Source organism: Kineosporia sp. NBRC 101731 (assembly GCF_030269305.1).
Taxonomy (GTDB): domain Bacteria; phylum Actinomycetota; class Actinomycetes; order Actinomycetales; family Kineosporiaceae; genus Kineosporia.
Window position 1 is genome coordinate 1 of the sequence record NZ_BSTC01000005.1, and the last position, 25,285, is coordinate 25,285.

At 61.8% G+C, this 25,285-nt stretch carries 23 protein-coding genes; 8 read left to right on the forward strand and 15 right to left on the reverse strand.

Features of this window, described 5'->3' with window-relative positions; genetic code table 11:
• Positions 1–309: 309 nt before the first annotated feature.
• The 3 genes from QSK05_RS15700 to QSK05_RS15710 all read right to left on the reverse strand — a co-directional run bounded on the left by QSK05_RS15700 (position 310) and on the right by QSK05_RS15710 (position 2,635).
• Complete coding sequence (locus tag QSK05_RS15700) at positions 310–507, reverse strand: DUF397 domain-containing protein (protein ID WP_285597951.1); 198 nt, start codon at positions 505–507, stop codon at positions 310–312.
• Complete coding sequence (locus QSK05_RS15705; RefSeq protein ID WP_285597952.1) at positions 504–1,322, reverse strand: helix-turn-helix domain-containing protein; 819 nt, start codon at positions 1,320–1,322, stop codon at positions 504–506. The genes QSK05_RS15700 and QSK05_RS15705 overlap by 4 nt, the downstream gene beginning before the upstream one ends.
• 200 nt (positions 1,323–1,522) lie before the next feature.
• On the reverse strand, positions 1,523–2,635 hold the full coding sequence (locus tag QSK05_RS15710) for an acyltransferase family protein (protein WP_285597953.1): 1,113 nt from the start codon (positions 2,633–2,635) through the stop codon (positions 1,523–1,525).
• 453 nt (positions 2,636–3,088) lie between these two features.
• Here QSK05_RS15710 and QSK05_RS15715 point away from each other — a divergent pair, with 453 nt between their 5' ends.
• On the forward strand, positions 3,089–4,081 hold the full coding sequence (locus QSK05_RS15715; protein WP_285597954.1) for a glycosyltransferase family protein: 993 nt from the start codon (positions 3,089–3,091) through the stop codon (positions 4,079–4,081).
• Positions 4,078–4,980 (forward strand): alpha-1,2-fucosyltransferase, encoded by a 903-nt coding sequence (locus QSK05_RS15720; protein WP_285597955.1) that lies wholly within the window; start codon positions 4,078–4,080, stop codon positions 4,978–4,980. The genes QSK05_RS15715 and QSK05_RS15720 overlap by 4 nt, the downstream gene beginning before the upstream one ends.
• A 79-nt stretch (positions 4,981–5,059) precedes the next feature.
• Here the strand turns inward: QSK05_RS15720 and QSK05_RS15725 are convergent, their stop codons facing one another.
• Positions 5,060–6,304 carry a lipopolysaccharide biosynthesis protein gene (locus QSK05_RS15725; protein ID WP_352301429.1) on the reverse strand — a complete coding sequence of 415 codons (1,245 nt, stop codon included), beginning with the start codon at positions 6,302–6,304 and terminating at the stop codon, positions 5,060–5,062.
• An 839-nt stretch (positions 6,305–7,143) separates the two neighbouring features.
• Between QSK05_RS15725 and QSK05_RS15730 the strand changes: the two genes are divergently transcribed.
• Complete coding sequence (locus QSK05_RS15730; RefSeq protein WP_285597956.1) at positions 7,144–7,944, forward strand: DUF6492 family protein; 801 nt, start codon at positions 7,144–7,146, stop codon at positions 7,942–7,944.
• 46 nt (positions 7,945–7,990) lie between these two features.
• Here the strand turns inward: QSK05_RS15730 and QSK05_RS15735 are convergent, their stop codons facing one another.
• The 9 genes from QSK05_RS15735 to QSK05_RS15775 form a co-directional block, all read right to left on the reverse strand.
• Complete coding sequence (locus QSK05_RS15735; protein ID WP_285597957.1) at positions 7,991–8,425, reverse strand: serine O-acetyltransferase; 435 nt, start codon at positions 8,423–8,425, stop codon at positions 7,991–7,993.
• Positions 8,426–8,432: 7 nt separating this feature from the next.
• Entirely contained in the window at positions 8,433–9,122 is a 690-nt protein-coding gene (locus QSK05_RS15740; protein WP_285597958.1) for a glycosyltransferase, read from the reverse strand.
• A gap of 428 nt (positions 9,123–9,550) precedes the next feature.
• Entirely contained in the window at positions 9,551–10,693 is a 1,143-nt protein-coding gene (locus QSK05_RS15745) for a glycosyltransferase family 4 protein (RefSeq protein ID WP_285597959.1), read from the reverse strand.
• Positions 10,690–11,580, reverse strand: coding sequence for a glycosyltransferase family 2 protein (locus QSK05_RS15750; RefSeq protein ID WP_285597960.1), 891 nt, complete (start codon positions 11,578–11,580; stop codon positions 10,690–10,692). Before QSK05_RS15750 ends, QSK05_RS15745 begins: the two co-directional genes overlap by 4 nt.
• A gap of 289 nt (positions 11,581–11,869) precedes the next feature.
• The gene (locus tag QSK05_RS15755) at positions 11,870–12,358 is read right to left on the reverse strand and encodes a hypothetical protein (protein ID WP_285597961.1); all 489 of its coding nucleotides are present in this window, start codon (positions 12,356–12,358) and stop codon (positions 11,870–11,872) included.
• A 35-nt stretch (positions 12,359–12,393) separates the two neighbouring features.
• On the reverse strand, positions 12,394–12,819 hold the full coding sequence (locus QSK05_RS15760; RefSeq protein ID WP_285597962.1) for a hypothetical protein: 426 nt from the start codon (positions 12,817–12,819) through the stop codon (positions 12,394–12,396).
• Between the two features lie 61 nt (positions 12,820–12,880).
• Entirely contained in the window at positions 12,881–13,219 is a 339-nt protein-coding gene (locus QSK05_RS15765) for a hypothetical protein (RefSeq protein WP_285597963.1), read from the reverse strand.
• Positions 13,220–13,261: 42 nt separating this feature from the next.
• Positions 13,262–13,525, reverse strand: a complete 264-nt coding sequence (locus tag QSK05_RS15770) for a hypothetical protein (RefSeq protein WP_285597964.1) — start codon at positions 13,523–13,525, stop codon at positions 13,262–13,264.
• A gap of 249 nt (positions 13,526–13,774) precedes the next feature.
• Positions 13,775–16,834 (reverse strand): OmpL47-type beta-barrel domain-containing protein, encoded by a 3,060-nt coding sequence (locus QSK05_RS15775; RefSeq protein WP_285597965.1) that lies wholly within the window; start codon positions 16,832–16,834, stop codon positions 13,775–13,777.
• Between the two features lie 215 nt (positions 16,835–17,049).
• On the opposite strand from QSK05_RS15775, the gene QSK05_RS15780 reads away from it, so the two are divergent.
• From QSK05_RS15780 to QSK05_RS15795, 4 genes are read left to right on the forward strand one after another with little or no spacing between them, the layout of a single operon-like run.
• Positions 17,050–17,895 carry a DUF6065 family protein gene (locus tag QSK05_RS15780; protein ID WP_285597966.1) on the forward strand — a complete coding sequence of 282 codons (846 nt, stop codon included), beginning with the start codon at positions 17,050–17,052 and terminating at the stop codon, positions 17,893–17,895.
• Between the two features lie 20 nt (positions 17,896–17,915).
• Positions 17,916–18,317: a hypothetical protein gene (locus QSK05_RS15785; protein ID WP_285597967.1), complete on the forward strand. Its 402-nt coding sequence runs from the start codon at positions 17,916–17,918 to the stop codon at positions 18,315–18,317.
• Between the two features lie 6 nt (positions 18,318–18,323).
• Positions 18,324–19,466, forward strand: a complete 1,143-nt coding sequence (locus tag QSK05_RS15790; RefSeq protein ID WP_285597968.1) for a hypothetical protein — start codon at positions 18,324–18,326, stop codon at positions 19,464–19,466.
• Between the two features lie 3 nt (positions 19,467–19,469).
• Positions 19,470–21,806, forward strand: a complete 2,337-nt coding sequence (locus tag QSK05_RS15795) for a lanthionine synthetase LanC family protein (protein ID WP_285597969.1) — start codon at positions 19,470–19,472, stop codon at positions 21,804–21,806.
• A gap of 58 nt (positions 21,807–21,864) precedes the next feature.
• Here the strand turns inward: QSK05_RS15795 and QSK05_RS15800 are convergent, their stop codons facing one another.
• A complete protein-coding gene (locus QSK05_RS15800) occupies positions 21,865–23,457 on the reverse strand; it encodes a beta propeller repeat protein (protein ID WP_285597970.1) in 1,593 nt (530 codons plus the stop codon).
• Entirely contained in the window at positions 23,442–24,098 is a 657-nt protein-coding gene (locus tag QSK05_RS15805) for a hypothetical protein (protein WP_285597971.1), read from the reverse strand. Before QSK05_RS15805 ends, QSK05_RS15800 begins: the two co-directional genes overlap by 16 nt.
• Before the next feature lie 435 nt (positions 24,099–24,533).
• On the opposite strand from QSK05_RS15805, the gene QSK05_RS15810 reads away from it, so the two are divergent.
• On the forward strand, positions 24,534–25,190 hold the full coding sequence (locus QSK05_RS15810; RefSeq protein WP_285597972.1) for a hypothetical protein: 657 nt from the start codon (positions 24,534–24,536) through the stop codon (positions 25,188–25,190).
• The last annotated feature ends 95 nt before the right edge of the window (positions 25,191–25,285 follow it).

The window sequence follows — 25,285 nt, forward strand, 5'->3', positions numbered from 1 at the left end:
GGTCCTGCCCAAGATCCTGCGCCTGCCCACCAGCGCCTGGATCAACAAGCCCGCCGAACCCGAACCCGAACCCCGCCTGACACCAGTCGGTTAACACCCGCTGGCCTCAATCCCTTGACACTTACCGCTTCGTTGACGCGACCACGGACCGTAAGTGTTAAATCAGAGGTGAACGGAGAGTGCAAGACGCGTACAGTGCGGGCCCTGTGCTACTCCCAAGGACTGCCAGATCATTGTCCTCATGGGGCATCTTGCCCATCCGGAAGAACCGCTCCTGGCCGAACGACGTTGTCCGGTCAGACGGAGAGGCTACTGACCCTCGCGATCGAACTCCCCGGCCTTCACACCCGTGATGAAAGCTCGCCATTCGTCGGGTGAGAAGGTGAGAATCCCATCACCTGCGTTCTTTGTGTCACGAACTTGGACTTGCATGCCCTGACGGCGCACTTCAACGCACTGGTCGCCGGTGTCAGAAGCCCTAGCCTTGTGCCAAGCGGTGTCGCTCATCGTCGATGCTCCTTGATCGGAACAGCCATGCCAGACAGAAGTCTAGCGTTTTGCATGAATCGCTGCACCGTTGCCTTCTCTTCGACGAACCGACCTCCATCGAGGGCAGCCACGTACGCGACTGCAGGTAGGTCGTCATCGTCGAACTGCAGAAGGGTGTAGGCACCTCTCATCGAGGGGTGCCCGCCCAGTGCGAACGGGAGGTAGCGCACGCTGATATTGGGTCGTTCGTCGAGCTCGATCAGGCGATTGATCTGCTCGGCGAGTACCGCTGGGCCGCCCAACTGGTGGTTGAGAGAGGCTTCGCTGAGAATCAGCTTCAGGTGAACCGGCTGGCTACGTTCGAGCGTGGCCGCTTGGCGCTCCACTCGCAGCTTGAGTAGTTGCTCGGCCGCTTCGGAATCAGGCGGGGGGTTTACGGCAAGGATGGACCGGTGATAACTATCGGTCTGAAGCAGTCCGTGGATGAGTTCTTCGTTGCACACCATGATGGTCGAAGCTGCTCGCTCGAGTTCGAGGTACAGGCCAAACTTCTGATCCCAGACCGCAGAGCTGAAGTCCTCCCACCAACCAGAGTCTTCTGCCTTCATAGCCCAATCGACCCACTGGGAACGGGTGCCAAGGTCCACCCGATAGATGTCGGCCAGAGCCTGAACTTCAGACCAACGGTAGGGACCCTGCCCAGTCTCGATTCGCCAGAGCTTCTGCCGGCTTCCGAAGACACGAGTATTAGTAACGTCGGTCATGGTCATCTTGGCGGCGATACGTGCCGTCGCCAAGGAACGGCCTAATGTGCGCTTCAACATTTCGCTCATACGGAGAGCCTTGCAGCGTCAGAGTTCTGGCTCAATGGGTACGTTTCGCAACAGTCAGCCCTACTACAAAGTACCTTAAATTTGGCAGCGCTTGATTTATCTAAGGTCTCGGCGTTGGGCGACACTTGATGTAGGACGCTGCTCATCGGGATCTGATGCCTGTGCGGCTGGGAGGAAGCCGGGCCACTACCGATGGCAGATCATCTGCGTCGTCCGCGAAGTCGCTTTTCCAATGGGCGCTCGACTGCGACATGCAGGATGCCGGCGAGAGCAATAGAGCTCGCAACGAAGATCAACTCCACCGCCACCGATTCGGGCCGCGTAAAAGGCGGGGGCCAGAGCCAGAGTAATGTGTCCCGCGCGAATGCATGAACTAAGTACAAGGCGAACGACCACTCACCCAGGACAATTAGGTAGCGTCGGCGAAATAGACTGGGTGCGCCCGTTGTATCGGCGCGTGCACCTGAAGTGATAAGTACGATCCAGGCGGGCATGAGTAACAGCGCCGCGTAAGCATCGGCCAGCGTCCAGTCAAGAAGCAGAATAAGGGCCACTTTTACCGCCGCAACGCAGATGTAAGACAAGACTGCAAATATTGCAGCCTGGCTGACGCGTAGTACGGGGATCGGATACCGCATAGCCAGGGCGATAATAATTCCGAGTGTGAATTCTCCGACTCTATACAGCGGATTGATGTAAGTAATCGCATGATTGAACTGCGGTGTCGTGAGGAGTAAAAAGACGGCTGGTGTGACTGCCAAGTAGAGAACAATCGCGACAGCCACCCTTAGAAGTTTCCCCGGCTGCATCTTGGAAAGCCAGCGGTAGGTGAAGGGAAAAGTAGCATAAAAAAAGGCCTCACATGAGAGAGACCAGCTAGGGGCGTTGCCAGCCAGATACCAAGAAGGCGTTGGTGCCCAGGCTTGTAAAAGGAGAACGGCAAAAATGGTCGTGTACCAGGTAGCGAAGGCAGGGCCAAAGACGAGCGTGCTCAGGGCGATCAAGGTTGTTACGATATGTAAAGGATAAACTCTGGCCCAGCGGCGCCTATAGAAGGCTTTAGGGCTGTCGCCCACCCGGGCAGACCAGGTCAACACAAAGCCGGATAAGACGAAGAAGAAGCTGACTCCCACTACGCCCAGGTCCGCCATAATGTTGAGCGCAGAGATATCAAGAATTGGCCGAAACGAGTGAACGGCGAGGATCAGCACTGCAGCGAAGAAGCGCATGGCAGTAAGAGAATCGAGCCGAGCTGGGTGTTGTTGGACAGATAGCGGGCCAGTGCTTTGGGCAGAACGCTGGGAAGTCGTCACACAGCCAATTATGGATATTACTCACAAGTCTCTGGCAGAAGTTACCAACTATAGGCCGTACACCCGAGGGGCGTCGGCTGGACTGGCGAGCACTAGCGCCACCGCGATGCATAGTGTGATACCCACGGACCACCTCTTTCCGGCACGGGATCGCCAAACGGGCGAGGGTAATATCGTCCGATCGAAGTTCGGTCTTCAGCAAACGTATTAGGCTGGAATCGACGGTCGAAATGCTCGGAATCTCTGACCCACAATGGGGTATACGGTAAGTTCCATGTGGAGACTTAGGGTGATTGCTGTCGAACGCTCTCTGCCTGGCGGGCTCGCGCGTGGGAAGTGATGCGGTGTCTCCACTCAACAGGTTCTGTCGATGGCGACAGAAGGCCGCCCAGCAACGGCGACACAAAATAGGGCTGTAATCGCTAGTCAGCCGCTAACGAATGTGGAGAACGGATGCCAGACCAGCTGCGCATTTCCGAGAACACCGAAGAAACAATTGAGTCCTCCCCGTCTATAGGGGAGGATGCGCCAAGTGGCAAGGACTGTCGGTTCGTTGTCCTCATTCCGAGCGTTCGCCCGGCAGAGGCCAGCCGGTTGATTGAGCGCATGGACTGGCCAGGCGCTGTAATAGTTGGTGCCAGTGGCGCGACTCCTGTCGACTCGTTTGAAATTCCAGAGCGTGAAGCACTGCGTGTACGGATCGAATCGGTTCCCATCGGGTACGCTTCAGCGCGCAACGCGTTACTAGACATTGCCCGAAAGGCCGGGTACTCCCACGGAATCTTCGTAGACGATGATATCGAGTTCGTTTCTGGAGGACTTTCCGAGCTGCTCCGCACGGCTCGAAGGTTTCCGGAGGCGTTCGTGGGGGGGAAAGTACGACGTAGAGTTGAAAATCAGGGGGCTCTGGCAAGGAATGTGCTGCCGGGGAGCTTCGCCCTCGCCGGAACCTCGCCGGCAAGTTTGTCGGCCAATGTTCTAGTTCTCCCATTGAGCGTTGAGTCGACGGAGACTAGATTTTCTGTGCTGCTCGACTTCACGGGTGGTGAAGATACGGAGCTGACCAGGCGCGCTGGTCGTCAAGGAGTCGCGCTTCTTCAAACGGAAGACATTATCGCGGAAGAAGTCTACGGCAGTACACGAGGATCCACCCACGCTCTTGTTCGGCGGCTTATCTGTAATCATGCAGTGCTTGGTCTGATTCGTGATCGGCGTACTGAGAATTTGGTGCTTGCATCTCGTGCAGTAAATCCCAGTCGCGTCGGCGGACTCCTTTACCACTCAGCGGCAATAGCGGCGACATTGTCTGCGCGATTTTCCCCCAGTCTTGCCCTGAGTCTTGCCAAAGCCGCTGGGTACGGTCTGGCTAAGCTTCAACTCCTTCCCACCCGATTGAATAAGCGCTACGAAACATGTTCGGTCGAATTTCTTGGAGGCTCTCGTTGATCTACATTCAACTCGCCGGGGGTATGGCGAATCAGCTTTTTCAGTGGGCTCACGGTCGGGCTCTGCAAATTCAGAATCCGGGGCTTTCCATCGCCTGGGATGCACGTATGGTCGTGCGACCAGCAGGAGCCGGTTACCAGCTGGCCTGGCTTTTGGACGAAGAATCCGTCATAACGCTCTCGTCGGCTTCTTCTGCTGGATGGCGTCTTGTCCAAGCTGTTTCGAAGGGCCTGTCTGACAAGATGTCGACGCGGTTGCCGGCGGTTCCGCCTGGAGGTCGTATGCGATCGACTTCGTTGGCCGATCTCACGAGCTTCAGTAACCATCAGTTGCATCATGACAACTACTGGGTCAAGGGATATTTGCAGGAAACGTCGGCACTCTTGCCTCACAAGGTGGTACTAGCTGAAGAACTTCAGCGTGCCTTAGATAAAGTCATTTCTCCTGAGCTTGCGCCGAAATTGGGGGAATCCTATGCAGTCGCCCACGTGCGACGGGGAGACTACGCATCCGTCCCGCGAAATCTGGAACGCTTGGGTGTTTGCGCACCAAGCTATTACGAGGCAGGGTTCTCCTTGTTGAAAAGTCAGTCAGAACGCTTAATCATAGTGTCAGACGATCCCAAATGGGCGTATGAGAACGTCGCAATTCTTTGGCCGTGGCCAGAGAAGGTCGAAGTATCAAGGTCGTCCTCACAGTTCGACGATTTTGCTCTCATCGCGCACAGCAGCGCAGCCATTTTGGCTAATAGCACCTATTCATGGTGGGCGGCTTTTGTCGGGTCGCCCACGAAAATCATTTCACCGTTTCCCTGGTTTGATATGGATGGTGACCAGGGGCCGGCGCTCGAAGACTGGGTGCTACTCAACAAGCGGACAGGGGATCTTGTTACAAATTAAAAGCAAAGACGGAAACTACCTTTGCATGTTTACGATGTTTTGAGCGATGGGCATAGTGCTTACTGGTCCGAGATCGTAGCTAGATGGAAGTACGGTTGGGCTTTTTCGACCAAATACCGAGTCCGGATAGAGAATAGGTAGCTCCGATAAGGTATGCAACAAGGCTTACCACCGCGCAGCCCATCGCCCCGAACATCATGATTGCTGGCACGAGAAGAACGACGGTGGCTAAGGCAGCAAGCGCAGTCGCCTTCGCCTGATGCGCTACCTTGCCAAGGGCGGCGAGGGCCCCTCCGCTTAAATCCATTAACATTCCGGGAACTGCAGCGAGTAGTAGTACGAAGAAGAGCATGGCGGCACCAGCGAACTCGTCGCCGTATAGGAGGGTCAGAACGAACCTTCCAAGAAAGGCCATAATTAGTGCTACAAGCAGTCCGATTATTGTGACGGCAGCAAGTGGGCGCCGCAAAATGGAAGCGTTCCCTTGCTGGGCAATCTGCCCCTGATAATTCATTTTCAAGGCACTTGTGAGCATCAGCATTGCTTCGCTCAATCCAACTGCGACAGCATACAATCCTAAGGCTTGTGGTCCCTCGACGCGTGCGAGTACAAGTTGATCAAGACGCAGTAGGATCGTAGAACCGATTCCAGCTACCCAAGCCGTGAGGCCGTATCTAAGGACGCCAAAGTCATCCGAAGGTTTCGCTTTGGGCGCTTTGAGCCAGGGGATGATCAGGCAAATTGCCCCGAGACTGACGGCGCCTGCGTAGACAATAAATCCTGTGGACGCTGTGAGGACGCCAAGGAAAGCGAGTAAAGCAACGATCAGGAGCCGAAGAGCGGCTTGAGACCACCTCTCGAATACAAGCGCTCCGGTGCGACTAAAGGCAAGGCAAGTACCCCTTGGAATGTTGAAGAACACCGCGGGGAGGCTCATACCCAGAACAAGAAGGTACATGTAATCGTGAGTGATTGCGGTTGCTGCTATTGCGCATAGCGATCCAACGAGTCCCGTTACACAGTAGATCCCACTGACCCGTCGCTCAGTAGAGGCTACACGGCCTCCTGATCTCCCGGTCGAAACCAAGATTGAATTTGACAGACCAATTTCGAGAGCAAATATTGCTAGGTTGAATAATGTAATCATGAGCGCGAATCGACCGCGTTCTTCCACACCCAGTGATCGAGCAAGAATGGGACCGCTGATCAGAGAGAGTAGGGCTGGCCCACCAATGCCACTCATAACGAGAGCAAGCCGCACGTAGGGTCGTCTGACCGATGTGCGTTGCGTTGTTGGTTCGGTCTCTTTCACTTCGGTAGTCATATGCTGTATGTCATCCAAGAAGCTCGGGTTGGTCGATTTTCGATGCCATGTGCTGCTACCCCTCCAACATCCTCCTGCAATCTCTCTCACGGATTGGCTGAGACCGCCCTGGTGCTGTCTCTATAGTTGCGATGGCGTTGGGCCGACATCCAATGCGCGAAGCAAGCGGGAAGTTGCAAAGCACGCATCGTCCGAAAGTTGTACGGTCACGGTGGGCCTCAATTGATCAAAGTACACCTGAGGTCGCCTCTTGTCGGGCCAAAGCGTGCCATCTCCTAAGTCTTTTTCCATAAATTCAGTCGCTTACTCCGAACGGCAGAGGTGATGGGACAGTTTGCCGGATTGCTTTGTGAAAGCAGAGATGCAACGGCGCAGCCTACGGCTTAGTGTCGTTGAATGCTCGATCTTCCAGACCACTCAGTGGTCAGACCCTTTCGCAGCCGTAACTAGTGACCTCCGGGGTTATTGGTAGTGGAGATGGCCATGGGATTTGGTAAAAGATTTTTTGGTGCCAACCTGGAAAACTGGCCAACTAACCCGTTGTACCCATTGCGCCGTCACCCGTTCTGGCAGGAGCCTTCGGATATCTGCAAGACGATGGGCAAGTGATCATTGGGCGAGATAATATGTCTCGGACGGCATGGGCGGGTTCGAGCGATAGTTTGATTCCCGTGGGTTGTGGCGCGCTACCGGCCCTTTTCGCCTCAGGCGAATTGACGCTCGCATATGTCGTTCGAATTATTCGGGGACGTCTATCTGGATCAGGGGTGAGGGAGATTCTTGTAAATCAGGTAAGTTCCTTGGTGGGTCGTGCTCGCGGCCGGCAGCATCAATGGGAAGTGGCGAACTTCAAGAAGTCCAGCCAACTTCGGGAGCACGCAGAGAGTCAGCTGGGGATCGATGTGATGATTCCAGTTATTGAAAAGGACCTGTGGTGTCTGGACCAAGTGATCGACAGTGTGAAAAGGTTCGTGCGACATCCAATTGGCAGGGTATTTATTGTTGCCCCGGCCTCTGTTGAATCGAAGCTTTCGCACTTGGATGTGGATTTTGTTTTTGAGGAAGATCTCATGCCTGAAACGGAATCATTTAGCTACCAGGTAGGAGCTGCAGACCGGCGAGGCTGGTTGCGGCAGCAACTGATGAAGCTCAATCTGCAGGTTTTGACGGAGCGGCCATGCCTTGTCATTGACGCGGATACAGTATTTGTTAGTCCGATTTCATACGAGTCAAACGGGCTAATCACTCATCTAGTGTCCGACGAGCGGCATCTTCCCTATCGGCAAGCGTACAGACGACTCGTCGGGGTGCTGCCGGTGAGTCGTATGTCGTTCGTTGCTCATGGAATGCTATTTGAGCCTGAAAAGCTTATCTCACTGCAAGAAAGATTGGAGCATAAGACTGGATCGACTTGGGCGAACGCCATTATTTCAGCCACTGACCGAACTGTGCTCAGTGGGTTTTCTGAGTATGAGACATATGGAAACTTTGTGAGGGTAGTTGAACCTGGTAAATATGCCTCTCAATATTGGTGGAACCTTGCCCTTCCCCGAGCGAAAGGCATCGGCCTAAACGATCTGATAAATGCCCATGGCGGTCGCTACTACACGGTGTCTCGTCATTCACATGCGCAGGCCTGAAAGCTGTCGCGATTTTGAGTGATTGATGTATCGAGGGTGAGGACTGTCAGGCTCGATCTGAGAGTTTCTTGGCTGGGACGCCTCCCCAGATTTCATTATCGGGGACTGAGCAGGTCACTACGGCGTTGGCCGCAATGATGGCAGACTCACCGACACGCGTAACCCCCGGCCCGCCAAGGATTTTCACGCCCGGGTAGAGAACAGCTCCGTCACCGATCTCAATCCCAACCATTTTGGATTGCTGCCATGGGACATGGGCGTCAGCCCTGCCAATTGTGACCTGGTGATAGAGCGTCACTCCCCGTCCGATCTTGGTGAGCGGATGAATGACAGTTCCCATACCCCGATGCTGCAGTTGGAGTTCGGGCCCGAGTGAGACTTCCTTCGGGAAGTCGACGCCGTACACGAGGAGCAGTTCGCGGGCTGCGCGGCCGAGTAGCGGGTGGCCCCGAAGGTAGACAAGCTTCTCCATGATTCCCATGAGCTGATCACATCCTGCTGATGGTGAGGTCTATGACGGTCATCATGTTGCTGACGACGTCGTTGATGTTGGGAACTGGCTGAGATGAGCGACGGTGCAGCAGGCCTGGACCATTTGCCATGTGGGAGAGCGCTTCTTCGGCGAAAGAGTCCGGACTGTCGGTCAGGATCTGGAGGTCTGTTCCAGGAGTGAGGAAGTCGTACTCCGGCGCATGGTGCGGGAACGGGGTGCTGAAGACAGGAATCTGCAGGGCCATCGCATCTACAGCTACCAAGCCCACACGACCAGGCATCCAGAGTGCTTTGGACACCGCGGCCATGTCGGCGAGCTCCGTAGCGTCAGCTCGTCGCATATGGCTGATGTAGCCGGCCGCGATTCCGGGCTTCAGAAGCGACTCTTCCTCCCCGGAACCGGCCACCAGAAGCAGGAATCGTTCATCGAGGCGATGTGCCGCGGCGCTTGCCTCAGTTAGGAAGGGAACCCTCTTGTCACCGTCCAGCCCGCCGGCGTACATGGCGACTGTCCTGCCTGAGATCTTTAGTCCGAAGGTCTCCGATACCGAGAGATCACGCAGACGTCGTTGATGGAGGCGCTCCTGTAGAACCGCGGTATCGGTCGAGTTTCCTACGGCCGTGACTTGGGTAGCAGGTACACCAGCAGAAATCAGATGCGCGCGACCCGAAGCGGTGTACGTCATGACATGGCTAGCACGTCGGGCGAGCAACGTCTTGACACGTTCCACGGACGGCCTGGACGCCCGAGTGTAGGACTTCCCATGACCCCAGAGAACAATCCCCCTCTTCTTTGGGCGGGGGAACAGAGCCTGCCAAGCGTTCACGTTGCCTACGTCCAGCTCCAGAATGCAGATGTCGCTCTGTGAGAACAGGTCTCGCAGTCCCCGGCGATACTTGAACTCGCCGACGGGCGTCTCCCATACGGAGGAGTCGACCTGTATATGCCAGGGTTGACTTGTGATGGAGTCGCCGCGCTTAGCCTGGGCTCCTTCAGCCTGGCCTGAAGCTACGATGAGGCGATCGCCTCGGAGTGCCAGCTTCTCGGCCAGGGCATTGAACAGGGGCACCCGGTAGTGCGGAACGTATGGTTGAACGTAGAGAACTTGCTTGCTCAAAACCTGACCGTTCTCGCTGGGGTACGTCCGAGGACGTCTGAGTACATTGCCGTGAGGTTCTGAACCATGGCCTCATTGGTCCACCGCTCCCGGTACAGCTGACGGCCTTTGTGAGACAGTTCGGTCTGGGCTGCCTGATCGGTGAGCAGGGCGGCCAGAGCTTCGGTGAAGCGGTCGACGGTTGGTTCGGCGAATCGCGCGGCGCCAGCATCGCTGATGATGCTCATCAGTGGAGTCTCAGTGGTCGATACGACAGGCGTGCCGATCGATAGAGCCTCGACGAGGACGAGGCCGAAAGGCTCGTTGCGAGCTGGGAACACGAAGGCTGTGGCGGTAGTGAGCTCCCGGTTCAACTCCTCGCGGCTCAGCTGTCCGATGTACTGGAGTCCGTTGCTGTCCGCCGCGGTGCTGCAGAAGCGGTGCAGTTCCGCCAGGTCGCCCTCGTCAGAGCCGGCGATCACGCCTTGTACGTCATGACCGAGTTCGCGTAGACGCTTCACAGACTCCGCGAAGACCATGACCTGCTTGCGAGGGTGTAGACGCGAGGCGAAGAGAAGTCGCTGAGGCCCTTTCGGGGGACTCCACGTCAGGGTCGGGAGCGGCACGGCGTTGTGGATCGTCGTGTTCCCCAGGGCCGCAACACCGAACGTGCTCAGATGCGGAACCTCGGCATCGGTGAGTGTCACGAAGTGAGCGACCTGCTTCAGGGCCGGACGGGTCAGGATGCGGTCGAAGCCTTTGAACAAGAGGTTCTTTGGTGCGCTGAGCATCCCGTGTGGCTGAACCACAAACGGGATGCGCATGCGCTGAGCCGTGCGGGCCGCGCTCAGCGAGAGGTAGTCACGGCAGACATGGATGTGCGCTAGGTCCGCATCCTTGAGTGCCGAGCGAACTGTTTCGATCCATCCTCGTCCCACCAAGAACCGGAGCCCCATCTGCTTGATGATGGGTCGCACGGGTACGAGAGACACTGGCAAGCCGCGTAGCTCTTGGGGAGGGTCTTGCCCCAGCCATCCCGCAACGAGTGTCACTTCGTGACCGGCGGTGCAGAGCGCGGTGACCTGGTTGACCACGACTTCCCAGACGCCGCCGGCAACCGATCCGGGACCGGCGAGGCTAGTGATGACCGCGATCTTCACTGATGGTGCTCCCTGCTGGGAACCTCGGTGAGATCGATGGTCTGTTCACGGTTGAGGAGGGCAATTTCTCTCCTCTTCGCACTGATCTGCCAGAAGTAGAAGGCGTGAGCGACGGCGTAGTGGAAGCCGGCCCTGCCGTCCAGGAACCCGCGGCGGGCCACGTATGAGTAGAAGAAGAAGGCGAGAGGCTTGAACGGGACTCGCGCATAACGCTTCCCACGTTCCGTGCGTACTCCCTGGACGGACTTGGCCAACGCCTCCCGTTCAGCGAGGTGGGCTTCCCAGTCGCTGTAGCGGTTATGCCGGGCGAAATAGTCGAACAGGGGGTCGCGGTCGTTGTGGTGCAAGGTCCCGGTGAGCCGGCCGATGCTGCCGTCAATCATGGGCTGGTAGTGGCCTTCGACTTCCCACATGTTCTTGACTCCTAGGTCATCGACGTGGGGCCAAGCCGACCGGGTGCGGTCGAGAAGCACGCGCTTGGTGACGCGGTGGCCGTGGCGGAGCATGCGGCCGAGGAACCAGTAGTCCAGTTCGACGTCATAGGCGGCATGGTCGAGTCGGCCTTGCATGAGCGCTGAGAGCTCGGCGGCCAGGCGCGGTGTCACCATCTCGTCGGCATCCAGGTACAACACCCAGTCGTACGTGAAGTCCAGGTTGAGGAGTGCCCATTCCTTCTTCTTGGGGTAGCCGCCGTCCCAGGTGAACTGGACGACCTTCGCATGGTGCTCCTCGGCGATGGCGAGGGTGCGGTCAGTGCTGTGGCTGTCCACGACAAAGACCTGCGCGAAGGGCGCGACGCTCTTCAGGGTGTGCTCCAGAACCCGTTCCTCATTGATCGTCATGATGATGACGGAGATCGGGATGGAGCCAGGGGTAGGGACCTTCATCAGAGTTCACCTGCTCCTCGGGTATCGGACACAAAGCTCGCTGCTGCAGACGACCGCGGTGTCGTCGCGAACTCGCCGAGGCGATCGGCGCGGCACTCATTGTGCGCAGAACACTACTGCAAGTGACACTAGGTGGCGGTGGAGTTGTTGATTGTGGGGCGATATGACCACCGGATGTCGGGTTGGGCTGGGTCGTCCTCGGTTTAATCGTCCCCCGAAGAGATGACTTTGCGGCGGTCCCAGAGTGGGTAGGGGACTCGCGAGTGGGGAGGGACTACGCAAAGGAAGTTTATTCGGGCAGCGCGCCGGAGCTCCGGTCCTTCAGTTCCGAAGACGTCGCGAGATCCGCCCGAATGGCGTTCTGTAGCGCGGGCTCGACCAGTGTGGCCAGCTCGGCTCTCGGGCGAAGAGATGCAGCCACGTCGAGAGCGGCCAGGGCTATGTCGGCGACCACGTCAGGTGGGACGCCGTCCAGGGCGCGAGCGACGCCGGTGAGCCCGCGCAGCACGGCCTCGGTCTGCCAGATCGGCGGTTTGGTCTCGTGTGAGGGGTGACTCGTTACCTGCTGGCGGAACGTGGTTCGCTCGGGGCCGGCTGGTTCGCTGCCGAACAGATGCTGGATGACTGCACTGCCGGCGGCGATGACCGCGAGGGAGATCTGCCGTTCCAGCTGGGCGTCATCTTCTTCCACGTCGGGGAAGAGCGAGCCCAGGTTGGCGCGGTCCAGGGGTAACAGCACGGTGAGGACAGTGCGGACGTACTCCTCATCGATCGCCATGTGAGTGCCCTTCGAGCCGGCGGTGGCGGCCTGATCTACTCGTTGACGTACTCGATGACCATCTCGGCTGCCTCGCGTACGAACTCGTCGTACGCAGCGCCGGTGAGACCGAGGAACTGGACGCTTGCGTAGCCCAGGAGCTGCTGAATTCGCTGGATTTCGTCTGGGGACAAGCCATCGATCATTGAATCGTCTTCGTAAGCCAGACGTATCACGGCTTCGCTCTTGACCGGAGGTAGCGCCTCAGCATTGGCGTATCGGCTCCGGGCCGTCTCGATGAAGTCCTGGATGCGGTCGCTTTCAGGAGGGTTCTCGCCGAGTGCCTTCTCGATGCCGAGCGTGAATACGGCGGCAACGCAGGCCTGGGTGCGTTCTATGCCGAACTCGCTGAACGGGATCGGAGGTTCGTCGGTCTCGGGGGCCAGCATCCAGCGGATGTGGTTCTCTTCGGCCGTTGCCATGTGCTCTTCGCCTCGCTGACGGGTCTCGGTGCGATTCTTCAAAGAAGAGTTGATGTTGAGCCTACCGCTCAGGGTCTTCCAGCTTGCTCCAGTGATGGAACTTCCGGATTGCCTGGCGCATGCCTTGCCCGACGGCGATCACCGTCACCACCGCGTCGACCGCGCTCCCCACCTCAAAGCCCTGGTTAGGCCCTGGTTTCCAGGCATCGCCGTGGGGTGGACGCGCGGCTGTCTCGGAGGTGGCACTTGGTGGAGGGGCGGGAAGCTTTCGATAGTCGCTGAAGGCATCGACGATCTTTTTCCCGGCCTCGGCAACATCCCCGGGATCTTCGGAGCTCGTACGCAGCGCCTCTGCCGCCTTGCTGAACCGGGATCTGCGACGCTTCGCGGCCGGCTTCACCTCGGGCTGCAGCGGGTCCTGATACGGAACGATCTCTATCCTTCAACCGCCGCCCTGTTTCAGGCCTTCGACCTGCTGAATGAGATCCTCGGTGGATTGCTTGAGGTTGTCGACGCCGCTGGTCATTGTCTCGAGCTGGGACTTTACGCTCAGCAGGGCCTCTGACAGGCCCTCCAGCCCGATGGCCTCAGCCTGCTGGATCATTTCGTCCGTCGAAGATTCGCTGCCCGCCGATGCGGCTCGTGCAGTGTCCAGCGCTGCGATCAAGCCTTCCAGCTCCGCGATCATGTCGTTGAGCGACGCCATGTTGCCCTCCGTGTCTAACTGCGCGAGTCGGTCGAGCGTAGCGACATGCGTCGGATTGTTGGACGGAATGTGATCAAACGCCCTCAAGGGGCAATGATTGGCACGAATTAATCGTTGTGGAGCCGATGATCCCGTCGACAGTCCGGAATGGCGGAGGTGGCCACATCGTCCTCTGTTGGAATCGTGGGCAACCAGAAGGGCCGGGGCACCCTCGTTGAGAAGGTGACCCGGCCCGTCATGCGTGGTTGATCAGACGATGCGGTGGTCGACCGTCACCGTCGTCGAGCAGGTGCCGATGTTCCCGGCCACGTCGGTGGCCTGGTAGTTCAGCGTGTACACCCGGTCGGAGCCGCGGGTCTGGGTGGCCCGGAGCTTTCCCTGGGTGTCGGGCTTGCCGGTCTCCCAGCCGACGATGTCGGCCGTGGAACTGCCCTGGTTGTCCGTGACCGAGGTCAGGCTGAAAGCGCCCGGACCGGAGAGCTTGTCACGGGTGCGGATGGAGACCTCGATCGGGATCAGGCCCGATTCGCTGGTCTTCAGGCGCTTCGGGCGGGGTGAGCAGTCGATCGAGGGTGCGGTCTTGTCGAGCTTGATCTCGTAGGTCTGTGGTTCCTCGACGTTGCCGTCCTTGTCGATGGCCTGGAACACGACCGTGCTCACGCCCTCCTTGGTGATGCGGATCGTGGCGGTATCGGCCTTCACGGTGGTGGTCTTCACCTTGGTCTGGCCGGAGACCGAATACGACAGGCTCTGCACGCCCGAGGCCGCGTCGGCCGCCTTCAGGGTCAGCGTGGTGTCGGCCGTGGCCCAGCCGCTGTCGCGGATCGCCGGGTCGGGCGTCACCGTGGTGGTCGGCGCCGTGACGTCTTTGGTGGTGATGCCCAGGTTCAGCACCGCGTAGTTGCTCACCGACCGGTCGTCGGTGCGGGCCACGGTGACCGTAAGGGCGTCGCTGAGCGCGTCACCGGTCAGGCCGGCCGGGGGAGTCACCGTCACGGTGACCTTGCCGTCGGCCCCCGAAGCCAGGTTGATCGGGTTCGGCTCCACCCCGGTCACGTAACCACTGGCGTCCACCGCACTCGTGGTGAACGAGCCGGCCGAACCATAATTGTGGACGTTGAACGCGAGTTTCGTGGCCACCCCGGCGGGGATCGTGGAGACGTCCGGTGCGGTGACCGCCAGCGTGGCCGGGGCGATCAGGTCGGAGCGGTCACGCACGAAGGTGCTGCCGGACTTGTCTTTTCCGGTGACGAACACGCGGAACGGTTCGGACGGCGTGGTGAACGTGCCGAAGAACTCCGACTCGAACTCCGTCAGCTTCAGCTTCGAGATCACCGTGCCGTCGGTGCGGCGCAGCTCGAAAGCGGCACTGGCGTAGTCGTCGCCGAGCGAGGCGTCGATGCCCACCAGCTGGCCGGCCGCCGGGGCGCCGTCGATCGGGCCCTGGTACTCCACCTCCGGATCACCGGCGACATCGGAGGGCGCCACGAACGTGGCCGACTCCAGCGAGAAGTTGCTGCGGCCGCTGACCACCGTGCTGGCCGTTCCGTCACCGGTCATGCGCAACTTCCAGGCGCCGACGGCGGGCTTGACCACGGTCACGATCTGCGTCGTGCCGGTGGATGGGGTGAGCACGGTGACGCCCGGGTCGGCTGGGGTCACGACCGATCCGTCGGGGCGCACCACCTCCAGGTCGAGCGAGCCGGTGGACGCCACGGAGAACGTCACCGTTCCCAGCCGCGAGTCGACCGGCACCGGCACCTCGGCCGCGACCGGGCTCAGGACCGTGGACTGCGAGAGCACGTCGACCAGGTCGGAGTGCACGACGGCGTCGGCGAGCTGGGTGATCACGTCGGCGTCGCCGTACGACAGGTCGAACACCTGGCCACCCGTGGCCCGGGCGACCTTCACATACGGGTTGGTCTCGGGAGCGGCCGCCGCGATGATGTCGTCACGGGTGCGGGCTGCCGCCGAGAGCTTCGGTGCCGGTTCCTGACCGGAACGCCCGGTGCTCTTGGCGCGCGTGGTGCCGGCCGACGATGAGAAGGGGCCGGAGCAGGAGCCGAACATCATCTGGTGAACCGTGATGTCTTTGTCCTTCGCCACCGCGGCCACCAGGTCGGCCAGACCCGCGTCTTTCGCGTCGGCGTCGGTGTAGCTGAACAGCGTGCCGCCCTTGTCCATGGCGTTCACCGCGGCCAGCTGCCCGGTCATGGACAGTTCGGGGCAGTCGCCGCCGCCACTGGCATACACGGACGAGATGGCCGATTTGAACGTGGCGGCGTCATCGGTGACGGTCAACGGGCCGGTGCTGGGGTCGTTGAACGGTGAGAGAACATATTGGCGAGGCTCTTCCGGGGTGCCGAGACGGGCGTCCACCAGCGTGGTCGCCTGGTTCTTCACCGACTCGATCACGCCACCCATGCTGCCGGTGTCGTCGATCGCGAAGCCCAGCGTCGGACCGACCCCGAAGAGGGCCGCGAGCTGCTTCTCGCTGAGCCGCGACTTGATCTCGCGTCGGATGAACTCCTGGGTTGCCTCGGTGGCCATCGCGGCTGCCTGCGGGTGTAGCGAGTCGTGCGGCGAGATGGCCCGCGAGTCGGTGTCTTTGTTGATGCCCGACACGCGCGACCCGGTGTCGAGAGCCCCGCCGTGGCGGCACTTCCCGGGCCGGTTGATCTTGTAGTAGCCACTGGTCAGCACCGGATCGGCGGAACCCGGAGCCGCCCGGCCGATCAGGGTGCTGCCGTCACAGGTGTTTTCCGTCGGGTCGGCGATCTTGCCGACCGAGGCCCCGGCCTTGCCGAGGTTGGTGTTGACGCCGGTGCGGCCCAACTCGATCCAGTTGGTGTGCGAGTAGAAGTCTTGCAGGGTGTGCAGGGCGCCACCGAGTGATTCCCGCGCGCCCGTGGTGTTGTTGGCGTCCATCTGGGTCTTGACCTGATTGACCAGATCGATCAGCCGGGCCTGGGACCCGCCGAAGTCTTCGCTGTCGAAATGCCTTTCGGAGGTCTGGACCTCGTCCACCTCGGCATTGGCGTCGTGGATCTCGTTGCGGGCGTCTTTCATGGTCTCGGTGAGATCCGAGATCCCGAAGAACTCCTTGTCCAGGGCCTCGACGGCGGTGTCGGTCATCGAGGTGTGGCTGGTGCTGCCCAGCGCCGAGTAGGCCAGTGCCCGGGTCGGTGCGAAACCCTGCGCCGAGAAGGCGTTGAGGCCCACCAGGATTCCCGCTGCGGTGGCGGTCACCCCGGCCCCGGCGATGATCCGGCGTCTGCCCTGATGTGTTCGTGGTCGTCTGACAGACATCTGATGTCCGTTCGTTGTGGACCGCCTGCGCGGTCCTTCCCCCATGACACAGGCCCCATCCCCCGGGGCCCGTCGTGCAGGACGGACTCTAGAGAGCTTGATCATGACGACGGACCCTCTGCGGGAGAGGTCATGCTTTCGCGGCGTGATGCGGTCCGAAGGGCGTAAACACCAAAGCCTCCCCACCAGCCATCTCCTTCGGCTAGCTTGATCATGTGCCGCCATCCGCCGAGGCATCATCCCCCGAACTCCGGGACACCTTGCGGCTCACCTCACCAGAGTCAGAATCTGGTTCGCCGAGCATCCTGGCCCATTTCTTCGATCCGGCCATCACGTCGAGCATCGTGCCGGCCGAGCGGGACCGTGACTGGATCTCGCAGACCGATCACCGGTTCGCCAAACGTTGTCTTCCGCTGATGCTGGCCAATCAGAGCGGCTGGTGGATTCTCAATCGGTCGTCGTTCCGGGCGGTCTGGAACGGGCGTAACGGGCGTGACGATCTGGTGCTCTCGACGGCCGCCGGCGCGGAACCGGGCTGGGCGGAGAGTCATTTCGGATATGGGGTCATCACGTTCTCGATTCCCGTGTTGTTCCGCACGCCGCCGGGTTACGACCTGTTGGTGCGAGGGCCGGCCAATCTGCCCAAAGACGGGGTGCAGGCGCTCGAAGGGCTGGTCGAGGCAGACTGGTCGGCGGCCACTTTCACGATGAACTGGAAGATGACGCGGGCGTTCGAGCCGATCCAGTTCGACGTCGGCGAGCCCATCTGCATGATCGTGCCGCAGCGGCGCACCGAGCTCGAGGAGTTCGCGCCCCGGCTGCTCGCCCTGTCAGACGATGCCGGTCTGCAGGGTCGGCATCAGTCCTGGAGCGACTCGCGCGCCGGATTTCTCCGGGAACAGCCCGGAAGCGATTCTTACGCCGGGCAATTGCACTATTTCCGGGGTGAAGACGTCGACGGGGCCAAGCACGTGGACGACCACCGGCTGCGGCGCTCGTTGCGACCGTTCACGCCGGATCCAACCGAAACTGAAACTGAAACCGAGACCGGGGGCCACTGATGCCGTTCAGAGCAGATCGCTTGCGTATCCAACTACCCTGTGGGGCCGGAGGGTCGATCCTGCCGACCCTGCAGACCCTGACCGCGAGTTGCGACGGTGGGTGCAGCGACTCGCCGCAGTCTGCGGTCTGCCCGCCGGTGCCGCCCCTACCGCCCTGCGGATCGGCGAGCCGGATCCGGGAGTTCGATCCGGACGACATCTGGGACCCGCTGGTCGACAGCATCGTGCTCCCCAAGGTTCAGGAGCGTCTCACCCTTGCCTCGGACGACCTTCCGTTGCTGCGGCGTCAGCTCGAGGTGAAGCTGAAGATGGCTGAGTTCGCCCAGGAAGCGGCCCAGCAGGCCCGGGCGAGGGTCGAGGAGCAGATGCGCGATCTGTCGGTCGCCGAGGAGCAGCTGGCTCAGCACCAGGCCGACGAGTAGAACGACGTGCCCCACCGCCCGGAGCGCTCCACGGCCCGGCCGGCGGTCTACCGATCGAACCCCGGGTATCGGCCGGTGGTGCTCGATCGGTTGCCGTCGGCCGAACGGGACTCTTTGAGCCGAGCCCACGACGGTTCGGAACTGTACGGCGCGCTGGTGCCGCGCGAGGGATCCGGCCTGGTGATGCGAGCACTGTCGTTCGAGTCGGCCCTGCTGTTCATGGCGCTGGCCGAGCCCGGACCTCTGCCGGACTTCGCCGCGGCACGGATGGGAGAGCGAAGTTCAACGTTGCGCCGGCTGATTCTCGACGGCGTTCTCCAGGTCTCCCGCCAGGATGAATTCATCTGCGGGCCCGAGTACTTCGAGGCCCAGAGCGGTCCGGTCGCATCGGGGGAGAGGGTGTACGCCCTGTCGATGGCCGCCCTTCGCTACGCGCAGCATCTCGAGAGTGTTCCGGAAGATCAGCTGGCCCAGAGACTCTACGGATACGGGCGGCTGCCGATGTCTGCCCGGCGGCGCCGGATGCTGCCCGACCGGGCGTCGGTGGCCGCCTTGCTCGGGGTGGGTGAGGTGACGCGAGGGCTGGCGTCGACCGGATGGACCGCCGGTGAAGACGAGCACTGGTATCACTGGTTTCCGCCGGCGCCCGACGGGCGGCGCCTGTCACCGCGGTACAAGCTGTATGTGAGTCCTGGAATTGAAGACGCAGGGGCAGCACTGGCGTCGGTGGCCCGAGTGCGTTCGTGCCTGGGTTTCAAGGCCGCTGCGGGAGTGGCCGGCATCTGCCGGCCCGACCGGATCGTCCTCTATTTTGCCGGCACCGAAGACCTGACCGCGGCCGCCGACACCTTGCGGGTACACCTGGCCCCGCTGACGGCGGCCGGGGTGAGTTTCACCGCGGCGGTCACCGACGACGGCATGCTGAGCTGGGGAGCCGACCCGCCGCGCGCCGACGGTGGCGGAACCCGGGCCACCAGCTGGCGGATGTTTCTGTGCCAGAGGCTGGCTCACTACCTGGTGGTGGCGCGCGAGGCCCGGGCGCCCGAGCCCTGGCGGTTCGCGGTCGAACGATTGCGCCTGAGCGGGATCGACACCGTGGCCTGGACCCCCTCGGCCCATTCCTGGGCAACGGCTCTCGAGACCGGATGAGATATGAGCAGCGACGACAGCACATCTGCGCTGATCCTGCCCGAAGACGTCGTGATCATGCCGGTCGAAGACGTACCCGCCGACCTGAGGGATCGATTCGTCCACCAGACCGGTGACTTCTGTGTGACGCGTCCTCTGGCTCGATCCGCCACCTGCGTGATCGACGCGCGCACCGCCGACCTGCTCGGATACTTCCGAACACCGAGCACGATTGTGGACGCGGTGATCGGCCTCAGTCAGGTCGGTTCGGCCGACGCGTTGGCGTTGCTCGACGAGGCCTTCCCGGTGCTGGCCGCGCTCACGGCCGAAGGTCTTCTCGTGCGGGAGAACTTTGGCACGGTGACCCCGGGTCTGGAGCCCGGGCACCGCCTCGGTGACGTGGAGATCGTCCGTTGCGTCAGGCTTCTGGACGATACCGAGGTCTACTCCGCGCGGCGTGTTACGGACGGCCTCGACGTGGTGGTCAAGCGGGCCGGTCGTTCGGCGGGCCAGGCTGTGATCCGGTCGCTGCACCACGAGGCGCGGGTGTTGCGCCGGCTGAAGGGTGACGGTGCCCCGGAGCTGTTCGATGTGATCGGCTCTGACGGTGATGAGCCGATCACGCTGATCGCGTCGTGGATCATGGGGGTCGACCTCGACACGGCATCAGCGGATGCCCGCAGCCAGGGACCGGCGTCGGGTGAACCCGTCGAACTGGCCGTGAAGGTGCTAGAGGCCTATGCGCGGCTGCACGGGAAGGGAGTGCTGCACGGCGATATCCATCCACGGAACCTCCTGATCGGACCGGCGTGCACGGTCACGGTCATCGACTTCGGGATTGCTCGGCTGCCCGGCGCGGGAGCTCCGGTGCGGGGTGGTGTGGACGTCTATCAGGCGCCGGAGGTGGCCAGGGCCCGCCAGGAAGACCCGCAGCTGCCGGAACCCACCGTCGCGGCGGAGATTTACTCGCTGGGTGCGCTGATCTACGGCGTGCTCACGGGTGGCCCCACCCACCTCTTCTCGCTGCAGCCCGATCGGATGCTCCGGCAGGTGATGGACGAGCCACCCTTGCCGTTCGAGCAATACGGCCTGCACAGCCCGCACGTGGAAGCCTGCCTGGCGGTGGCGCTGGACAAAGACCCTGACCAGCGGTTCGAGACGGTCGGCGATTTCACCCATGCCTTCCGCGCCGCCGCCGAACGTGACCGCAGCCCCATGCCCCTGGTCAATCTCCGGATCGCAGACGACCTGGACGAGTTACTGACCGAGGTGCTCGAGGAACTCGCGCCGGAGGGCGAACTCTACGCACGGGGGATGCCGGCGCCGACGGCCTCCATCGCGCACGGGGCCGCCGGCCTGGCCTACGGCCTGCTGCGCATTGCTGCGGCCCTGGACCGTGACGACGTGCTCGCGGCGGCGGATGTCTGGTCGACCGAGGCCGTGGCTCTCGCCGCCAGCGACTCGGGGCTGTCGGCCTTTGCGGACGAGACCCGGGCGATCGGGCCGCACCTGTTCGGCCCCGGGTCGTTCTTTCATCATGCGGGTGGCGTGCATGCCGTACACGCCCTGGTCTCGCAGGCGCGAGGCGACGCCGCCACGGCTACCCAGGCCATCGCGTCCTTCATGGAAACTGCCCGGCCTGACGAACGGTTCGATGTTGCCTTCGGCCGATCGGGGCTGGTGCTCGGCTGCGCGACCCTGTTGGAGACCTTCGGGCCTGACCACGCCGACCACGCTGCACTGCGGGGACGGGGAGACTCATTCTGCCGGGGGATCTGGGCGGAGCTCCAGACCGGGCCTGCGATTCTGGGGGCCTCGCACGGCCGGGCGGGCATGCTCACGGCACTCCTACGGTGGAGCCTCGTCACCGGTGGGTCGGTGCCGGAGGGCTTTTCCGATCAGCTGCAGGAACTGGCCCGACTGTCACGACCGTCGGGGCGTGGCCGGATCTGGCCCCGGAAGCTCGGAGAGACGGCCGAAGACGCCACCCTGGGGGCGAGCTGGTGCAACGGGGCCGCGGGCTATGTTCCTCTCTGGATTCTCGCTGATACCTGTTTCCCTGGCGAAGGTTACGCCGATCTGGCTCTGGTGAGCGCCTGGTCTGCCTACGAAGGAGCAGGCCCTGCCCCCGGTGGCTTCTGCTGCGGAACCACCGGACGGGCGCTGGCCCTGCTGGACCTGTATCGGTACACCGGTGACGGGCGGTGGCTGACCAGGGCGCGAACCCTCGCGAAGAAGGCCGAGGTGCCTGGCTCTTCGTCCTATCAAGGCCTGTTCCACGGCCGGATCGGGCCGGCTCTGCTGGCGGCTGAACTGGCCTCTCCCGATGTGGCCGGTCTGCCGTTCATGGCTGGCTCGTAACGGCCGACCGGCGCGCTATGAAAAGGAGCTCGTACTCCGGGGCTCGATCAGATGGTTTTTAGTCTGAGCCTGACTGCTGCGTTCCTTCATATGTCAGGGTCCCGCTCAACCCGTCCGATCCCGAAACTTTCCGTTGTGTACCGTCGGGAGACGCCTCTCCGAGCGTGAGTTGATCTGGGCACCAGCCGTTTTCACCCGGAGACTGGACCTTGACGGTCAATGTCTGCGGACCGCGCCAGATCAGTTGACCCCGGCAGCCGTAAGGGCTGTCGACCACCAGGTCCCCGGCCAGTTCTCCTTTGCTGAACGCACCGGTCAGGTTCACCGTGAGCTCTTTTCCCCCGGGGTCAACTGGGCCCGACCAGACTTGCGGCATGCCGGTCGGTGTGGCGCTTTCAATCGTGAGTGTGCTGGATGCCGTTGCTGGTGCGGCCGAGGAGACCTCATAGTCGGTGAGCATGAAAGATCCTTGATGTGCTTCGGCGACGATGGCGATCGTGCGGTCTCCATGGCGCGCTACCGACTGCACCGCGTCGCCCGCCATCCCGTAGGCCGGTGCTTCCGCTTGCCAGGTTGCGCCACCGTCCGCAGAGACCCAAACGGTGGTGACTGGCAGGTCGCCCAGATTCTTCGAGCTTCCGACAGCGATCAGGGTGTCTTCCAGTTGAGCAATATCGAGAACTCTGATGTCGCGGGATGAAATTTCTGAGGGGATAGGAAATTTGGCGGACGTTGACCAGGAGGCGCCCCCGTTGTCAGAGCGGGAATAGGTCGCCTCGACCGGCTGCCCGCTCTCGACCCCTAGGCTGCTCTCGTCCTGAGAGCTGGTCGAGGTGGTGGTCGGCAGGAGCTGCCAGCCGATGGCCGTGACATCTTCACCGGAGAAGACTGCCCCGTTCAGCATGTTCTGAGGGAGTGTTCCACCCTTGGACTGGATGACTTCGCGAGAATCATCAAAGGCGGCCACCTGGGATGTACTGGGGCCGTCACCGGAACAAGAAACCAGGACAGCCGGTTCAGATCCGGGTCGGACGCCGACCGGTAGGCAACCTTCACGTAGTCGTACCTCAGGTGCCCCCCAGTCGCCGGAGGGGCCGCGAACCCACACCTGTTCGTCCCAGACGATCACCGTGCGGTCGCCGTCCACGGCGACAGAGGGATATCCGAAGCTGCTGGGGCCCGCCATACGAAAATCTACGCCAGGGCCGGGCAACGTCACCCAGTGACGGCCGTCACGGGTCTCGTACAGCACCGCGTTGTATGAGCCTGGTGCGGTGATGGAGGGAATCTCGCCCAGGGCCACGACCCGCTGACCTTGCCCGGAGATCGCGAAGACGCTGGTGGCGCTGGCTTCACGGGCGCTCACGGCGGCCAGGTCACCCCGCGGCCAGGAGACGCCGTTGGAAGAGAACCACGACAAGGGCGCTCCGCTCACCGGATCGGAGCCCACGGCGACGAAACTCTCCTCATGGGCGGCGATCAGATGCGGTCGAGTCTCCATACCGAGAAGGAGCGGATCGAGGTTGTACCACTTCACGCTGTCTTCGCCCGGAGTATCGACCGGAGCCTCGCTCGAACAAGCTGCGGCGAGGCACGTCAGAAGGGTGAGCAGGAGGATCAGCCCGTGGCGGGGGATCAGCGCGGTGGACATGTCGCTCCGCTCCGGCCGTCGGCGGTGAGCTTCCGTTGGCCTTCATCGGTCTGGCTGAGGCGGTAGCGGGAAACGCCGGCTACGGCTCCGCCGGTGTACAGCGGACCGATCGTCTGGGTCCGATGGAGGCTGCCGCTGGTGTAATCGACGCTCACCGACCATTGATAGAGGGCGGAGCAGGCCCGGGCGTCGATCAGCACGTGGAGGGGTTCATCAGCGGTCACGACGTAGCCCCTCACCCCGGGTTCTCTGCTGGAGTCGGTTTTCTCCTCCTCGTCATTGGCGTCAACCTTGGTCAGTTCTCGCTGATCGAGATCAAGTTCGAGATGTTCCTGATGGGAAGGCCCGCCACACCCCTCCCCGGATTCCAAGAGCCAGTCATACTGCTGAACAGTAGTTTTGGTTATTTTGTGAAAGTGAACGTCTACCGTGGTGGTCCGATTCTCGGGCACGGTGATCAGTAGATCGAGGCGCCCCGTTCCCCAGGCAGCCGCTCCGGCCTTGGCCAGAACTCCGTGCGGTTCCTGGTTCGCCGGAATCTCGACCGCGTCGATGGCCGGACCGCCGTGCGGCATGGCCACGGCGATGGCGCCGGCGCAGGACGCCGTCGTCGGCCATTGCCAGGAGAGCTGAGGCTCCATACCCAACGCGCCCTCCACCCGATCACGAGCGAACCACGAAGAAATGTCGCCGCCCCAGGCGACCAAGCCCGTAGCGATTGCCCCCGCGGCCACCGCAGAGTAAGCCGCCAGCAACGGCCACCGACGCTTCGGGTCGGTGGGTGCAGCCTCGGCCGGCGGGCCGGCGATGCCCCGGAGAATGCGGGATCGCCGGGTGTGGCCGCCGGGTGCTCTGCGTGTCATGGGTCCCCCTGACCAGCGAGATCTGACCACAAGATCGTTGATCAAGATCGCACATTTGGGTCAGAACTACCCATGTCATGGCGACGGAAGGGGCCTAAATACGTTGTTCGGTCGCGAGGAGGGCTCGCTGCGGGGGTGCTTCAGCGGGCGGGCCGCGTCGCCGATGGGACGGGCATGATGGGTCGAGCCGGTGTCGTGCGGTCAGGTACTCCCGTGCAGCAGGTGCCTGAACAGGAGACGGTCTCTTCCCGGGGTCGGGTGGAGCAGTTCGGATATCGCATGGCCGTACCGACCCGGTTGGCCTCCGCCGATCAGGCCCCGCCGGTTCAGGCCAGGCAGGAGGGCGCCGCGCAACCCCCGACCGCGGTCACCATGGCCGTGACGGCCGATGGGCCGGGCTACGGCCCCCAGGATCGTCTTCGCGCGACCCGGGAGTGGAATTACTTCGAACTGTCCTGGGGAGCTGAATTTCAGCACAACCCCGGGCTGGGGATCAACGCGGGCGACGGCGAGGTGCGACAGCTCATCCGCTGGGACCAGGCGTTTGAGGTCAGTCACCAAGGTCCACCGCACGCCGGGTTCGCGGGTCTCCAGGCGAATGTCTGGCATGCGGACCGAGATGTGGCGGGGAATGTCTACGGCGATCGCAACGCACCCGGCACCCATCTCGAAGATGCCTACTATGCCGCTCCGGCCTGCCGGCAAGCGGACATGGATCAGGCGAACGGTCGCTACTACCGCGGGCACGATCTTCCTGCGGTGGAGAGTCGCTACCACGGTAGGTGGGATTTCATGCTCGAGGCACTCGACGTCAGCAACAACCCGGCGATGGTGGTCGGGCAGAGCGGGATCAAGGCTTTCGTGTTTTAGCGCGGTGGTCACGCAGGCCGGCCACCTTCAGGTTCGTGATCATGCGAACCTTCCCGGGGGAGGGTTCGCATGATCACGAACAAAGGGGCGTGGGA